The organism is Stenotrophomonas sp. KH_052, from assembly GCF_057838755.1.
The window spans coordinates 2,433,686-2,449,637 of the sequence record NZ_CM174475.1 but is presented as its reverse complement, the minus strand read 5'-3'; the positions used below and the strand labels follow the sequence as shown (position 1 = coordinate 2,449,637).

Annotated in this window: 13 protein-coding genes; 5 read left to right on the top strand and 8 right to left on the bottom strand. The window is 59.1% G+C overall.

Translation table 11 applies throughout. The features are described from left to right. Positions 1-18: 18 nt before the first annotated feature. The 3 genes from AC3ITW_RS11325 to AC3ITW_RS11315 form a co-directional block, all read right to left on the bottom strand. A complete protein-coding gene (locus tag AC3ITW_RS11325; RefSeq protein WP_478482503.1) occupies positions 19-636 on the bottom strand; it encodes a TetR/AcrR family transcriptional regulator in 618 nt (205 codons plus the stop codon). 216 nt (positions 637-852) lie between these two features. Then, the gene (locus AC3ITW_RS11320; protein ID WP_489389483.1) at positions 853-1,296 is read right to left on the bottom strand and encodes a RidA family protein; all 444 of its coding nucleotides are present in this window, start codon (positions 1,294-1,296) and stop codon (positions 853-855) included. A 248-nt stretch (positions 1,297-1,544) separates the two neighbouring features. Continuing rightward, positions 1,545-3,926: a hypothetical protein gene (locus AC3ITW_RS11315; RefSeq protein ID WP_489389482.1), complete on the bottom strand. Its 2,382-nt coding sequence runs from the start codon at positions 3,924-3,926 to the stop codon at positions 1,545-1,547. A gap of 207 nt (positions 3,927-4,133) precedes the next feature. Between AC3ITW_RS11315 and AC3ITW_RS11310 the strand changes: the two genes are divergently transcribed. Next, positions 4,134-4,991 carry a zonular occludens toxin domain-containing protein gene (locus tag AC3ITW_RS11310; RefSeq protein WP_489390344.1) on the top strand — a complete coding sequence of 286 codons (858 nt, stop codon included), beginning with the start codon at positions 4,134-4,136 and terminating at the stop codon, positions 4,989-4,991. Positions 4,992-5,001: 10 nt separating this feature from the next. Here AC3ITW_RS11310 and AC3ITW_RS11305 read toward each other — a convergent pair whose 3' ends face one another. Then, the gene (locus AC3ITW_RS11305; protein ID WP_489390343.1) at positions 5,002-5,646 is read right to left on the bottom strand and encodes a hypothetical protein; all 645 of its coding nucleotides are present in this window, start codon (positions 5,644-5,646) and stop codon (positions 5,002-5,004) included. A gap of 584 nt (positions 5,647-6,230) precedes the next feature. Next, positions 6,231-6,611, bottom strand: a complete 381-nt coding sequence (locus tag AC3ITW_RS11300; protein WP_489390342.1) for a DUF3653 domain-containing protein — start codon at positions 6,609-6,611, stop codon at positions 6,231-6,233. Positions 6,612-7,119: 508 nt separating this feature from the next. Here AC3ITW_RS11300 and AC3ITW_RS11295 point away from each other — a divergent pair. The 3 genes from AC3ITW_RS11295 to AC3ITW_RS11285 are packed head-to-tail and all read left to right on the top strand — an operon-like array spanning position 7,120 to position 10,592. Further along, positions 7,120-7,650, top strand: a complete 531-nt coding sequence (locus AC3ITW_RS11295; protein ID WP_157721531.1) for a hypothetical protein — start codon at positions 7,120-7,122, stop codon at positions 7,648-7,650. After that, on the top strand, positions 7,634-9,571 hold the full coding sequence (locus tag AC3ITW_RS11290) for a hypothetical protein (protein WP_157721530.1): 1,938 nt from the start codon (positions 7,634-7,636) through the stop codon (positions 9,569-9,571). The genes AC3ITW_RS11295 and AC3ITW_RS11290 overlap by 17 nt, the downstream gene beginning before the upstream one ends. A gap of 7 nt (positions 9,572-9,578) precedes the next feature. Then, the gene (locus AC3ITW_RS11285; RefSeq protein WP_087922580.1) at positions 9,579-10,592 is read left to right on the top strand and encodes an ATP-binding protein; all 1,014 of its coding nucleotides are present in this window, start codon (positions 9,579-9,581) and stop codon (positions 10,590-10,592) included. A gap of 1,428 nt (positions 10,593-12,020) precedes the next feature. Here AC3ITW_RS11285 and AC3ITW_RS11280 read toward each other — a convergent pair. The 3 genes from AC3ITW_RS11280 to AC3ITW_RS11270 are packed head-to-tail and all read right to left on the bottom strand — an operon-like array spanning position 12,021 to position 14,897. Then, positions 12,021-12,545, bottom strand: a complete 525-nt coding sequence (locus tag AC3ITW_RS11280; RefSeq protein ID WP_157721529.1) for a Pycsar system effector family protein — start codon at positions 12,543-12,545, stop codon at positions 12,021-12,023. Then, positions 12,490-13,365, bottom strand: a complete 876-nt coding sequence (locus tag AC3ITW_RS11275) for an E2 domain-associated cysteine-rich protein (RefSeq protein ID WP_087922579.1) — start codon at positions 13,363-13,365, stop codon at positions 12,490-12,492. Before AC3ITW_RS11275 ends, AC3ITW_RS11280 begins: the two co-directional genes overlap by 56 nt. Next, entirely contained in the window at positions 13,365-14,897 is a 1,533-nt protein-coding gene (locus AC3ITW_RS11270; protein ID WP_087922578.1) for an adenylate/guanylate cyclase domain-containing protein, read from the bottom strand. Before AC3ITW_RS11270 ends, AC3ITW_RS11275 begins: the two co-directional genes overlap by 1 nt. Positions 14,898-15,081: 184 nt before the next feature. On the opposite strand from AC3ITW_RS11270, the gene AC3ITW_RS11265 reads away from it, so the two are divergent. After that, the gene (locus AC3ITW_RS11265) at positions 15,082-15,951 is read left to right on the top strand and encodes a TIR domain-containing protein (protein ID WP_238378257.1); all 870 of its coding nucleotides are present in this window, start codon (positions 15,082-15,084) and stop codon (positions 15,949-15,951) included. Position 15,952: the final 1 nt, after the last annotated feature.

Here is a 15,952-nt window from a genome sequence, read left to right as displayed (position 1 = left end):
AGTCACTAAGCGGCCTCTTCAGGGAGACAAGCTCCGCAGAACGAGGCTGCAAAGCAGCGTGGGGGCCTGATCGTTGTGGTCAAGACTATGCGGCAATAGGAGAGGGTTCAGGTAAGGGCGCAGCACGAGATAGATGGCGTCGGTCGCTTCATCAAGAGGCGTCTTGCGCTCAAAATCACCTGAATCCCGACCTTGCAGCAGAAGCTGCTGAAGCAGAGCGCGCAGTCTGTCTTCGTATGCCAGCACGGAAGGCCAATGCTCTGCGGCAGCTGACTGCGCGATCTCATAGAGCTTCCGGTCCTGGGAGAGGAGCCGCTGGTGAGCCTCGGTTGATGCCTTGAAAAGCTTCCTCATCCGCTCTGCAGGCTGCTCTACACCCTCGAGCGCCTGACCGATTTCCTGTTCAAGTTGTGCCAGACAGTTGGAGCAGATCGCCTCGCCAATGGCCTGCTTCGATTCGAAGAATTTATAGACGTACGCCTTTGAAAAGCCGATCGCCTTGGCCAAGTCAGAAACGGTGGTTTTCTCGTACCCGTAGTGACTGAAGTGTTCAGTAGCCGCAACAACAATCTGGTCGCGGATATCGTGCGTGGCCGGCCCACGGCCGGGACCAGCTGGGGCAGTTGCAGTGTTCATCTGCGAAGCTTAACCAAGCTTCCATGAACCATCAACGTGTGACGAACTGCGGGTACTAGTCACTTAATTGCTCGCATGCGCGCTTCTGGCCGGAAGCGGACTGGGACTGTCTGATGTGCTATGCGACCTGCAAACCGAATACCGAAAAGCGAAAGCCCGCACGCCTGGTGGCATGCGGGCTTCCCATGGCATCGCTCGCTCGATCCAGAAGGCGTCCTACGACTGCACTTCAGCCCGGAACGCGATCTCGATCAACTGTTCGGGGAAGGCGAGCGCCGAAACTCCGATGAGGTTGCTGGCCACCTGCGGGACAGCCTGGCCATAGACGGCAGGCCTGACCTTGCCGCTGGCGGCGAACGCAGCCGGCACATCGATTACGAAAAGGGTTTCTTCCGCCACATCCGCCAGCGATCCACCCAGCTCGGCCAACAACACCTGGGCGTTCTCATAGGTGCGCTTCATCTGCGCCTCCATGATGTCGAAGTTGGCAGGCTTCCCATCAGCCCCCAGAGCCGCCGGCGCTACCAGTTGGCCCTCCGGCGTGTGTGAGAGCTGGCCTGACACGAAGATCGAATTGTTCACGCGCACCGCCTGCACGTAACCATATGCCGATTCCCACGGCACGCCAAAGCTGGCCGTCCTGCGGTTGGATGTACTCATTTCGTTGTCCTTCTTAGAGGAAAGGCAGCAGTCTGCCGGTAGGCTCGGCAGCCCGCCTGCCCCGAAAGGGTAATGCGAGAGTAGCGGCGCAAGCCCCAGAGTCCGCTCCTGGCCAGAAGCGGACATCGGCGGGGCAGGGGATTAGGAAGATTTATCGGGGGTAGGGTGCACGTCTGCTTCTGCGGTGGCATGACGTGGCGGAAAATTCAAAAGGGCTGTATTGCGTCCACGGTCACTTCGAAACACGCTTACCGGTCCGCCGTCGGCTCACCTTGACCATCGTCGGCGCGCGTGTAGGCCACGGCGGCAATTCGGTAGGGCTCGTCCCAGAACTCAACTTGCTTCCCGATGACGGTGAGACGCTGGCGTCCGCTGCGCTCCAGAAGCTCTGCTGCAAGCTGCTCGATCGTTTCGCGGCGCTGCGCGGCGCGTGCGCTCGTGAAGACGTACACGGCGATCACCGCATCGCTATTTGCGGGCTCTGCGATCATCGCGCACAGATGACGTGGATCGCCTTCGGTATTGGGCACCTTACGCCTCAGAGTCTCGACACCTTTCCAGAATGCGGTTTGCTGGCGCAGGTCACCGGTGCTGAGCAGGTCCAAGCTAATGGTGATCCAGCCGGACACCTGCCGATCGGCGAGTCGATCCAGAATGGCCAAGAAGGCTGGAGCGACAGCAACACTCGGCTTGGTAGCGGAGAGGCCAATTTCCAATCGATTAAAGTAGGTATCGATCGGCTTTGACTCGCCCGATGCAAGGAGTTGAATCTTCTCGGTGTTGATTTCTGGAAAATGGAATAGCGAGCTCAGATAAACGCCGAGCAGGTCGATCTCGTCGGCCAGGAGGTTTACAGAGCGCTGGAACCGGGGGCGCTCAGCAAAGTAGTGCAGAATGAGGGCTGGGCGCTCGAGGATCTCGAGGACGGTCTCGAAGTCGGCAACATTGAGGGTCGCTGGTAGCGCCAGATCGTCCGGTGCCCAGCCGACCGCCCTGAGTTCATCCTCAGCCATCGAGATCATGGAAAAGTCGTCGAGGGTCACAGAGAGGCGGATGATCGTGTCGACCAGACTGACGTCGATGCCGATCTCGTCGGTGATGCGGTGACTCGCCGGATCGCCGCCGCGCGAAAGACGAATCACCTGTTCAAGGCGCTGGGACTGCTGAGCAGGATCGAACACGAGGTCAGTGAGGTGTCGCTTAACGCGCATCGGCGCGCCCCTGAGGGCCTCGGGCGTCAGAGCTGCAGACTTGGCCTCAACGATCATCAAGGCTCGGTCCAGCACAACTATGTGATCGGTTTCATACCTGCTATCCCCAAGGGACCACGACACCGACGAGAGAATCTTTCCTGTGGGGAACGCGCGTCGCAAGAGTTCGCCAACCTTGTCTTCCAGATACTTAGCGCGTCGCAGCTCATAAGTTGCCTTAACCCCATAAGTCTCGATCAGCCGGCGCATGATCCGGTGCACATGGCTCAAGCCTGATTGAGGAGCGGGGAACACGTATTCCGCACCGTGCCGCATGCCCGGCCGGTTCCATACCGGGTTATCCATGAAGAAGTGCATCGGATCGCGGTTGGATAGATCCCCGGCCTCCATGCACAGGTTGTTCAAGATGAGTTCCACGCGCGTTTCCGGGACGCCAGTCTGCTGCGAGAGGGTGCTCGCGTCGAAGCGCGCGAGTTGCGGCAGGGACAACTCGGAATGGGACAACAGCAGAGCGGTCACGTTCTCCTTCGGGAGATGGCCGATGTCGCGAAGCAAATCTTCTGGTTTGCCGATCATGTGCGGGAATGTGGCGTAATATGCCTGCACCATGCGCTCCGGCGTTGGCTCGGTCAGGAACCGGCCAAGCAGCTGCATACGGTGTGATGCCCGCTCCTCGTAGAGCTTCACCATGCGATAGATAACTTCGATGACATCCTTGGTAGTGAAACCCGCAGCTTTTTCGAACTCGGGGTCGATCGAACCGTAGAGTTCAGACGACACCTGACGCACTTGGTGGACATAGCCCCAGTTGCGCACGATCTGCGTGTGGAGCCGCAACCGCTCCTGGAGCGCAACTAGTGCGAGCTCTTCCTGGGTCGCGGTGTCCGGCGCGACGAGGAGGCGCGACCAAGCGAACGCCTGGCTCAGAAGTTCTGCGTCATCAATGATATGTTGGACAAGCCCTGGCGGCGGTGGAAGATGGCCGGCCTCAGCTGCGGGAATAGATAGCGCAAGTGCCTGCAGAACTTCGAGATGATGCTGTTCAAGGGTTGGCAGAAAAGTCTCGCCGGCCGGGCCCTCCGACGTGACGGCTTGAAACGATCCATAGAACGCGATGATCGACAGGATGGTGGCCGGGTCGTGGTCACGGAAATAGCCTACAAGTCGCGCAAGCACAGCAGGCAGTTCTTCGCGTAGACCTTGGCTCCGCTCATGGAATGCCGCGCGCAGCGCTTCGCGGTCAACGCGATTGAAGGGGTGCTCGAGCAGACCGAAGCCCACCGGTCGTGGCTTCGTCACGGGCCTGCCCTTCTTCCTTCTACGCTTGTTACGCTTCTTGGTCATATTCAAAAATCGGTCCAGCGCGGTGGATCGCGTAACGAGCGCCTCGAGCAGCAGCGCATGATGGCGCGCCTCCATGATAGGCATCAGACAACACTGCGAACTGCCTACGGGCGGAGTCTGCTTCTTGCCCAAAGTGGATGTCAAATTGAGGTGCCAAACCCGTTTGAAGGAGGGGCGCCCATCGGGCAGGGATTGGGAGGATTATCGGGGGGCAGAGCAGAGCCGCTTCAACCCGACTATGAAGGAGGGCTCGTCCAGCTTGGGCACGTTCCATGCCAACGCATGGCGAAGAAGAACACGTATACCAAGCTCGACGCGCTGGGGTCCGATCAGCGGTACTCGGTGCGGTTCTATGCGGCCACTGGCACCGGCAAATATGAAACGGTGGGCACAGAGGTCCGCAAGTACGACCCGGCCATTTGGGAGCTCTACCACGGCGTGCAGCCGGGCATTGAATCCAATGAGGTCTACAAGGGGAACACGCGCACCCTTTGGAAGACCCTGCGCGGTCCGGCAATCCTTATGGCGCTCGCGCTGATTGTCGGCGTCGTGATGCTGGGACGGTTCTTTATCGCAGATGGCACCACGGGCGGTACAGACAAGATCAAAGGCGTTGTTGCTTCGCAGAAGGCCGCGATTCCGGCCATTGCCCACGCCCCCGGCTCTCAGCCTGCAACAGTGGTGACAAAGGTGGCTGAGCCTGCGAAGGAGAAGGAGCGCCTTCCAGTGGGCGTGCAGTACGTGCTGGACATGACGGCCAATGCCAGGGCGCGGCATGCCGGCTGGTATGGGGAGCGCGACATTGTGGAGTTTCGGGGTACGGGCGGCGGTCAGGTGCTTGATCGATTCACCACTGAGCAGTTGTGGGCGCTGGGGTGGTCGGTTAAACGCACCGAATTTGGCGTGCTGCTGAGCGCTAAGGGGCACGAGATCATTGCCACGACTTGGCCCGTAGACCCGTTTGGCGAGCAGTCCGATGCTACGACCGCGCGCATAAAGGCTGCGGCGGGGTCGCCTGTGACGAGCGCGAGCGAGACACAGCCGACCACCGCCGCGGCGAACGGGAGCACCCTAATTGCAGTTGGGAAGCGTCCCTTGGGCACGTTCCCAGAGACGCCGCCTTATCCGCCCAGCTTCTAATAACGTGGTCCTAAGCAGTCTTCTTAAGACTCTTGGCTAACCATCGGTTGGTGATGCCACCCTCATGGATTCGGTGTATCCAGTCCGCCAAGTGATGCAACTTGTTCGTATAGTCAACCAATGCCTTTGCGTCAGGATCGGTTGCCAGGTCAGGCTCATGCGTCAGAGCATTACGTAGTTCAATTACTTCGCTTAGCATGAGTTGTTCGTTAGCGCAGGAGAATCTGCCTTTTTCCCCATGAACCGCCGCTGCCTTAAGATTCGACGGGTAGGCGCGCGGGAGCGCGAACTGCTTCCACAGCTCGAACTGAGCGACGATACCTCCGCGACATACAATCGCGCCACTTCGCTCTGGTTCCGTGGACAGGTTTGGTATTGGAATGCTATCGCCATCCAAGTCGCCCCCGTGGACCAGCCACATTGCCCGCATAAACTGCGAGCTGGGGTAAAGCGTCACGGGCACGGAATAGTTGAGCCCTTCTTGGACATGTGAGAACAGCGGACCTTCGTCATAGTTGGGAAATGCATCCCGCGAACTCAACCTTGCGGCAGCCAGAGTTCGTGCCCCTGCAACGGCGAGATCGTGAGCTCGCACAGTGTCCATCAACCACGCCTTGGAAACTCGGAGGTACTCCGTCAGATCCGTATTGCTCACCGGCAGGCTCCGTATGCTGTGTATCGCCAGAATTGGAAGAATTCTATCGCTATCAGCCAATGAGGTATCGGGCCTTTTCGAGGTACTATCGCGCCATTGACGGTGGGGGCGATATGCACGTTCGAATCTCTGCTATATGCGTATGCGTTCTTTTGATCTTTCCTTCGCTCGGGTCTTCACAGCAAATCCGAGCTGCTACTGGGCCTGCACCAAAGTCAATTCCTGCTGCGCCAAAGGCGGCCCACAACTCGATGGCAAAGACCACCACGCCCTTCAATTGCCAAGAATTGGCGTGGCCGAATCATCCCCATCCAGGCATGAAGGCCTACTGCGAGCGTCTTGAGGCCCGTACGCTTTCAGATGAGGCGCGTCGCGCCGGTCGCCCCGGGCCTTCCGACAGCGTGATCAGCCTTCCATCGCTTGGTTCTGAGGATTCCAAACGTTCCGGATCTTCCTGCATTGGCGGCCAAGCTTTCCGCAAGGTTCCCAACGGCTGGGCCCAGATTTCGTCACCAGCCGGTGGTTGGCAGCGCTGCCGGGAACAATGACCCGGGGTGTAGGGGCAGGGCCCCTACGGAAGCGCCTCACACGCGCTGGCGAGGCCTCGGCCCCGGTATCGGCAGGACTACTGATGGTGGTTCGGCGTCTGGGCCGGCCATCCCCATCGCAGAACGCAGTTTGCGCTGGCTCACCACGTCCCGCAGATTGACCACAGTGGCAGGATGATGGCGGATGCCGGCGTCACGATTACGCACATTTCTGGAACTGTCGATCGACTGCACCGAACGTGCAGCTTCCATCATCCGGCGCCATTCCTGCGCTTGGCAGGCGGTGAGCGACAGCCAGGCCAGATCCTCAGGCAGCAGCTCGCGGCCCTCGGGGGTGATCAGGCGATCACCGAGGAAAGAAAAACCGGCCCAAGGGCCGGTCAAGTCGATACGGTGGTGCGGATCAATCTCGATCATGCTGCAAGCTCATCCTTGTCGGGGGAACGAGCAGGCAGGCAAGTGACGGGACAACTGTTTCCGTAGCCAGCCGGGCACCGCGAAACATCTGCTTGCCGGACATTGAGTCTGTAAGGAGGGAGTATGAACAGGTGGCTCTTTCCACTAAAAGTGAATCTAGTCCGGAATTTGCAACTAATTCCATACCTAGACCTACCGATTTCACCGGGATAATTGTCAGGCGGACACTCTAGGAGTACGGTTGCAGCCGACTCTCAGGGCCTGGCGATCAAGCAGGCGACCTGCGTCACGTCAGATCCTGACCGTGACATCAGTCTCGCCCTCATCGACAGCCGAAGAAGCTTTACTTGGTGAGGCTTGGACGGGATCTCTTCAGATGAGTTTGGCGACGCGAGCGCGAAAACAGTTCTTGGGCGTGAGGGCGGCGCGCACCAGTAACTCTGCGAACCTCTGGCATCTTAAGTCGCCAATCGCCAGCCACGCTGTCACGCTCAGTGGAGACCTGAGCATGCTCCTGTTCTACTACTGCGAGGGTGATCCAGTGGTCTACAGAGCCGAGTACGCGGGAGCAGAAGTAGACCTTTCGATAGGCAGCCAGGAAGCGATTGCTGATGCCGTTGTTGTCTTGGAGGACGGATCCTCCCAATGTCGGGTAGTGGATGACGGCTCCCCCAAAACCCTGGGCAACATTGCCGTGCTTCAGGAAGTCTGCGGTCGCCCAATTACCTTAATTGCCGTTGGCGATCTACTTGGCGCGTCCCTGCGCGTCCGAAACTGGAGGGCTGCGATCGCAGCGTTTCACCGCTGCCAAGGAATGGATCTAGGTCCGCTTGCAGAAGAGGTGGAATCCTACGTCCGGCTTCGTCGGTTCACTACCTTAGGAAATCTTGTCAACGATCTCGATGCCCATGATCCTTCGCTTGTGCTCGGCGCAGCTGTACTAGCGTTGCGCTCACGCGCGGTTCTATCGAACCTAGACACCACCCCGTGGTGTATGCACACGCGGCTGATGAGGCTCAATCATGGCCGCCGCATTTAGGTACACAAGAAGAACCTTGCCTGCAGAGCTTGCAGACATGGAGGCATGGCCGCCATTTGATTTCAGCGCGCTTGATCCGGAGGATCTAGTCGTATGGAACCGCCGCAGGGCTGCACTTGCTTGCTACCTGGCCGGCGATTCGGTCGCACAAATCAAGGGGCGTTACGGTTATCAGTGCCATCAGATTGTGCTGTTCCTGAATCGATGTCTCCAAACGATGCAAGATGGCCGACTAGTGGGTTGCATGGGTTTGGTAAAAGGCATTCGGACAAAGCCAAATGTTCGCGCGCGCCCTGTCCGCTCAATGCCGCATCTGTCGCACGGCGGCTACGCCGGTGCACTTGAGCAAACCTTTTCTGTTTGTCCGAGCATACGAGTTGCCTTAGAAAAGTACCTGGCAACCGGCATCTCCCCAGCGGGAAAGGATCAGGGGCGGGTCACGCCTCGCACAGCTCACCAGGTATTTCTGAAACTCTGCACGGAAGCGGGGTTCGCGCCATCAGATTGGCCGTTCTGCGTTGAGCGCCAAGGAAGGGTTAGTCTCGATCGATACGTACATCGGTTCTTTGCAGACAACCATCAGAGGGTTGCGCTGCTCCAGTTCGGGGAGATCAGCCGAGACCGCTCCAAGCGAGGCACGTCGCCATTGGCGAAGATGAGGGTGAAGGCCCCTTTCGAAGCGGTAGAGGCAGATGAGCATGAAGCGCACATCATCTTCTCCGTCGGGATTCAAACGCCCAAAGGCATGAGATATGTGCCGTGTCGCAGATTGAGTCTCATTGTGGTGGTGGATCGTTATACGAGCCACATCTTGGCATGGAATCTCGTCGTGCGTCGCCAGCCATCCAGCGCCGATTTCCTGGAATGCATAGATGGGGCAATTGGAGGCCAGTGCTTGTCGGCAGAAGCAAGGGAAGCGCTGCTTCCACACGGTGGAGATCATAGGCGCGATGGAATTCGAGTCGGCTTTGATACGCTCTTCGTTGACAACGCACTCTCCCACTTGTCCGACTCCGTATGTGCCAGGATTCGTGAGGCCGCTGGTGCTTCCGTTAGCTTTGGCGCCCTCAGACGCCCCAAACGCCGCTCATTGGTTGAACGTGTGTTCAGCTGGATGGCGCGAGAGGTATTTCATCGTTCACGCGCAACAACGGGTAACAATCCTGTAGACACTCGCCGGTTCCACCCAGAGAGTGCAGCTGTGCGCTTGAAAATTTCCATGGAGGACATCATGCGCGGAATAGACAAGGCCGTCGGACTGTGGAACAACAAGCCCACGGAGGCCAATTACGGGTGCAGCCCCGCACAGCAGCTGCTGGACTATTTTTCCAGCACCAAGGGGGCGCTGCCGCCGCTTTGCCCGTCCCGTGACTCCATGTCCCTGCCACTGAGGCTCGAGATCTGCAGGCCTACTGTGCGTGGCAGTCAAGCGAAAGGCAGGCTTCCGTATATCACCTACGCGTCGGTTGAGTATTCATCCCAGAAGCTAGCGGCGCGGTGGGAGCTGGTTGGCAAGAAGATCCGCATTCACGCCGATCCCAATGACATTTCAGTTGTCCAAGCCTACACCGCAGAGGGAGAGAGCTTGGATGAACTGATGCCGATCTCCTCCCGATGGCAACACCCTCATTCGCGCGAAATCCGGCGCTTGCTCAAGGCAAAAATAAAGAGCGCGCACGACATGTTGGACCAACATCCAGCCCAAGTATTTCTGATAGGCCAGGAGCAATCTGCACTAGAAGCTAACGAGAAGTCCGTCCGGGTGACTCGGGCGGCCTCCATCGTGGCCGAGGAGGCTCGCAAAGGCTATAGCTCTGAGCAGTCGCAAATTACGCGCTCGACACGCGAATCCACGCGGCAGCTTGTGCGCCGAATTCGCAAGCCAACAACAATTGACTTCAGCGTCATTGGGAAAACTTGAGGTTCTTATGTGCGCTCATGACAATGTGGCGGCTATCCGCGCAACCTATCCAGATCTACTCGCCGATCATCCGCTTCTGAGAGCGAATGCGGTACTTGCTACACCTGTCGTAAGGGAGGCGGCCACACTTACCTTCGACAAAGCTAGGCGTGCGCGATCCTCAGTTGCCTTCTGGGCCCACCCACTTTCTGGCAAGTCATCCTGCATAGCTGCTCTGCGAAAGCTTGCGGCCACTCAGTTTCCGGGCTGTGGCTTCATAGTCTACGAACCCTCATCCAAGGAGGTGCCAGCAGAAGGTGCACTGATTGAGGACCTACTGTCCGAGATCGGCTATGAGGGGCGCATCGATCGCACGCTGACTGGAAAGCGAAATCAGATTGAACGAGCGCTCTATTCCCTAGCGATAGTCGGGAGACGTCTCTTCTTCGTGATCGACGAAGCCCAGAACCTCCATGCGAAAGAGCTCGGATGGCTGAAGCGATTGGTCAATTGGCTCTCCGTGCGCGATATCAAGGTGACAGTGGTCCTCTTTGGTCAAAGCCAGTTGTGCGCACTGCATGACAGACTCAAAGTTCAGATGCCTGATCTTAGCGAGAGGTTCATGTCCCGACTCAATGAATTCAGAAGCCTGCAGGATGCGACGGATATTCGGGTGTGCCTGCGCTGTTGCGATGAGGAAACGGAGTATCCGGCGGGATCTGGGTGGTCCTACACCCAGTACCTATGGCCGCGTGCCTACAACCATGGATTTCGACTTGAGAAGTGTGCCAACGATATGTTTGAGGCGTTCCGTGCACGCTCTGGAGGCTCAATAGAGCGAGAGGGTGTGAGCATGCAATGGATAGCCGAAGCGCTGATGTTGGTGGGACTCGACGCGGAGGCCAGCGATGCCGATGACCTCGTACTTTCCCGCGGTGACTGGGAACGAGCAATCGCAGATTCGGACTATGGTGCACGCAGTCCACCTGCGTTAATCACCGCCGGCCGCCGTAGTCGAGTCGGTCGCCAGGAACGCGCATGATTGCCTGGAGTCGACTCCTGATCGATGACTACTGCTCATCGTGGTCGATCGTTCAGATTCTGGGTTGGCTGAATCACTCCCGCGTAGCTTGGCTAAAGACGAAACGAGCATGGCGATTCCATTTGACTGATCAGTCGGTGCTCTTGCCTGACACGGGTACAGCCACGTGCTTGGCCAAGCAGGAAGAGCTGCGCGAGGTGGCTCGCATGCTTGCCGACCCGCGACGATGGCTCCCTGAGGATGAATTGCGGTACTGCCCAGTGTGCATTGGTTTCGGCATGCACTATGGGCATCAGCAAGATCGCATCTTTCGAAACTGCTTCATTCATGGCCGGCCGCTTCAAGAGCGTTGTCCGATTTGCGGCAATGCACTGGAAACCAAAGGCGTGAGCTGCAATGGATTCGTTTGTCTGCGCTGCGGGAAATCTCTTCTGCCTCTGCCCGCCCCGGTACTAAGAGACAGTCGCCAGATTGACTCTGTGGTTATCGCGCTCGATGAGCTGGAGGGTTGGCAGTCACACACTGAGCAACTCAGTGCTGGCTATCAGCAGCCAGGAACTGGGCGCGCTTTCCCTCTATGGGGCTCCCGATCGCCGAACGACAGGGCCGCATGGAACTGGCGAGCGTTGGATCTGAACCCAAATTCACGAATCGCTGCCGCCATGGAGCCGGCACCTGTAGGCTTCCAGTTGGTCCCGAATGTCGCTAGGGTGACACGTCTGCTGGAAGCTGAATTTCAGCGGTCAGCCGACAACACGCTCCAGCCGTACGAGCTTCTCTTTAGATGCGTTGCGCGCCACCTCCGCCGAAGCTATCTGCGAGGTCATGGCGCGTGTTGGAAATACGCAACAGCTGCTATGGGAGGGCTTGGGCATGGGAGGAGCAAGCAGATCTACATTCAGCCAGACATGTGCTGCTTGGGACAGGCCTATACACTTTGGCGACTTCAGTGGAGCCGCGAGTTCGAGCGAATGGAGCGATGGCTGGCTCGAGCGTCTGAGGCCAGCACTGGTTCTGACTTTGGGCTTGCAAGCTTGCACGCGGCGCAGCTCTGCCTGATCAGTTCATTCCAACATTGGGTTCGCGCGCTCGCGGAGATCCAGGAGGCGTTCTGTGGATCTGATCAACGCGCGATTCTGGATGGAGTAACCGATAGACCGCACTGGGCGCTGCTTCAACGGGAGGCATCCTATAGTTGCCCAATCCACTTTCGGCATCCAAGCCTGAGAACTCTTGGTCGCTGCGATCAAGGTAGCGTGCGGCGACGGGAACATGAGCGAGTGGTATCCAGACTGAGGGAGATCAGGTCGTTTCGTGGACCTAGAGAAGGCCGCGGAATCGCGGTTGTTCACCCACCAATCTAGTATCTATGACAGCACTCCATCAAAAGGATGAGGCGAGAGTGGGGACTGGCTCAAGCGGCCGCTCTTACTTTGGAGGGGGCGGCAATACGGTAATGAGCGCCATCCAAGGTGCAATGGCCAGGCTAGTGGCAAGATATGTTCGCTTCAAAGACCTGAACTTTGAAGACAATATCTTAGAATTTCTCCAGCATTGACTCAGCAGATCGCGCTCCAGCCCATCCAGTGTTCTGGTCTCACAGGCGCGCAGGAAGTCGGATTCTGTCAATCTGTCGATTCGACGAAAGAAGATCAGCGAATCGGATCCGCCACGAAGGTCGGGGAAGTAACCCCACCACAAGTTCCAGAAGCTCAATGTGAGTGGCGTCAGGAACAGTACGCTGACGACAGAGACAAGTAACGTAAGCTCTTCCGGCTTAGGGAGTCGGGTGGCCAGCATAGCCAGCATGCCCAGGTTAATGCCAAGGCCGACCGATAGCTTCGTGTCTACTCGCGAAAAGAAGCCAAGGACAAGTTGCAGCTGCTGCCATGCAGCACTAACGCGGTCGCTTTGACTTGGCAGGTGGTCGCCAGTACTTGGAACTTCTTGCATGTTGAGAGCCCTCATTCTTCATGGATGCGAGTTGCTTACGCCGGATGGCCTTGCGAATACCGCATGTTTCCAGGGTTCCGCAGCACGTCGCTCCCGCTGCGGCGAATTGATCAAGGAAGGCCCTGTCGGCGACCGCACAGCGGTGCCGCTCCAAGACGAAGGTCGCCAAAGCTTGGGCGTGGTCCCCGCATTCCGCTATCGTGCGCTCCGGCTGGCAGCCGCAAGGGCAGGGCAGCTTCTCCGAAAGCAGGGCTTTGCTGCGGAGCGAAACGCGAGCGAGCAGTCGACCGCTACGCCAGAGTTCAAGACGATGCTTGCCCGGCCGCTCATCTTTCCGGACTTCGAAAAGTCCGGCTTGCGCCGCCGCCTTGAATTCTGGGCCCAAGCATTCGGCCGCTTGCTCTGCGATAGCCTGGTGCCTGGCTGCGTCGCCATGGGCGCGGCCGTTTTCAGCGCCGGGGAAGACCCTGCGTACATTTGCGATGATTTGCTGGGCCAAGAAGCGATACACGGTCGACCACCACTGTCTAGCTGCGGCATCGTCGATGATGTGCCCCGGCTTGTCTTCACCCCACCCCAAGCAGAAGGTTGCGTCAGCGTTGATGTGTCGATCAGGGCAGAAATGCGGAAGTTGGTCATATCCTGGGACTTCCCGGGCAGCCACGTTCACCCCGATGATGGTGATCGCCAGGGTGAACACGCGCACAGCTCCGCCTGGAGGAGTGATCGAGATCTCAGCCCGTCCACCGCCTGCAGCGCGGTGCAGCGTGGCACCGTAGTCCGATGCCACGCTTTGCAGCAGATCGAAGGCCAGCGCCATCAGCGGATATCTGCGTGCGGACGGATTGGCTGTTCAAGGGCGGGAACCACTGCGGGTGCTGCTTCTGCGTAATGGGCCGCCAACACCGCCTTGGCTACCCGGTCACCCGACGCGGCAAGCTCTTCAACCGCCGCTGCGTAGTCGAGGTTGTCCACCTTTCGGTCAGATGTGAAGACGCGGCGAACTGCGTCGGTACCGGCATTGAAGGCCTTTTCGCCGATCGCGGTCTGCACGCCATTGCACTGTCGCTGTTCTGCCTCCGAGGCCAGTACGGCCCTCCCGGTTGCGCACCGCAGCAAACTTCCCTTCATGCCCAGCCTGGACAGTGCCAGCGGGCCCAGCTCAAAGCCGATCGCCAGCCCCAACTGCTCAGTGGTCGAACCCTCGGAGTTGAGGTGATCAATGGCCGCAGCGAAACTGCTGCGCAGTGCACCCGCGCACTGCACAGCTGTACTCACCGTCGCTTCGGTATCGGTCTCATACGAGGTCCCCTCCAGCAGCACGCCCTGCAGGCAGTCGCCGATGAAGCGAATACGCCGCCCGGCGAAGTCCAGGTGCACAACCGCATCCAGCTCTGAGCGCAGCACATGGAGAGCACGTACCAGATGCTCCGGATCCTCTTCCAGATGCTTGTCGACGAAGTTGGTGAAGCCGTCGATGTCTGCATACAGCGACACACCTTCGAAGCGCTTGGAGTTAGCAGCGCTAAGCAGACTAAAGTTCAGATCGGAGATCGGCGGGGCAGGTCGGCTGAACTCGAAGTCGCCGATGGGCAGGTCCTCCTGCTCCTCCTTCCAGAGCTCGATGATCCGCGTTTTGGACACGCCCAGATCTGCAGCCTCGACGCAGGCCGCGACCTGGTCCTGGGTCAGTGGCGTGGTGCGGTCTTTGTCGCCGCTCAGCGCCGGCAGCTCGAGCAGCGCCCGTGCACCATGGGTGAGGTAAATGCCCTCCGCCACGCCATGGCCTGCGCACTTGGCAGCCTGATTGGCCGGGGAGCCCAGGAAGAGCGGCTCGCGGCTGGCGCGGCGACCGTTGTTGACGGCCAGCGCCATGCCGCTGTCGATGCCCACCCGGACTTGGGCATTGGGGATGTGCTCATCGGTATCGCCCGTTTCGGCCAGCACGTCGATCGTCAGCTGGGCAATGGCCACCGCGCGCTCAACCCGTGCACGTTCGTCAGCATCGCCATAGGGCTTGGTGACCACCGCATGCAACCGTTGGTTGTGGAAGTCAACGCGGACTGCCTCGCTCTCGACCAAGATGCGGTGGACGGCGCGATAGTGCTGATTCAGGAAGCGGAGAGTGCGCTTGTGGCACGTTTCGCCTTCGACATTGGTGCAGTTGAGCATGTCCTGGAGATTGACAATGTCGATATAGACATGCGCGCCGTTAACCCGATAGGCGCGGTTGACCGCTATGTTGTCCAGCGAGGTTTCGCGAGTGTAGTCACGAATGTCGACCTTACGGACTTCCTCGTACCGGGTGGCGAGGCGCTTCTTGGTGCGGTCTTCCTTCCAGCTATGTCCCATCGTCCAGCTCCCTGCGGCCAATTGGAGACCGGGCCAGAGCGGGTCGCATCGCTCTCGGGCCGGGTGCCAGCCGGGTTTCGACTGGTTCATTTGCCGTATATTGGGAGACAGTTCACACTTTCAAGGGGGGAGTATGGCGGCAAGCATTGTGGAGCGACTTTCTGCGGACGGCGGCAGGCGACTGGTGGCGGCCTTGGCCGAGTTCCGGACGCTGGCTGGGCTGGAGGGGGCGGCGGTTCAGCTGGCCGAAGCCGGAGAAATCTTGGAAGTGCCGGCTGGCGGCTCGTTTATTACCCAGGACGACGCTGAGACCGATGTGTTTTTTATTGTGGCGGGCGCGGTCAACGTGGTCGTCAATGGCAAGGTGGTCAACACCCGCCGCGTCGGCGACCACGTTGGAGAGATGGCAGCCATCGAACCCACCCAGTTGCGTGCGGCGACCATAACCGCCACCGAACCTACTGTGGTGTTGAAGGTGCCTGAAAGCGATTTCAGTCGCATCGCCGATGCGCACCCGGTGATCTGGCGACGGCTGGCGGCTAACCTGTCGCGCCGGCTGAAGGAGCGCAACCGGATGATCACCACGCCCCGCGAACAGGTCCGGGTCTTCGTGATGTCCTCAGTGGAGGCGCTGCCGGTCACCCGCCTGCTGGTTCAGCATTTCGAGCATGACCCCTTCCTGACGGTGGTCTGGGACCACGGTGTCTTCCGCGCGGCCAACTACACGCTGGATGAGCTGGAAAGTCAGTTGGAACAGGCCGACTTTGCGATTGCCGTGGCGCATGCCGATGACATGGTGATTAGCCGTGGCGACGAGTGGCCGGTCATGCGCGACAACGTCGTCTTCGAGCTGGGCATGTTCATTGGCTTCTTGGGACGTCGGCGCGCCTTCCTAATGGAGCCGCGCGAGGACAAGTTGAAGCTGCCGAGTGACCTGGCCGGGCTGACGACCGTTCCCTATCGTTACAAACCAGGTGCCGATGCCCGTGCCTTGCTGGCACCGGCTTGCGAGCAGATCCGCGCCCGGATTCTCGCCGCTGGACCGAGGGACTGAC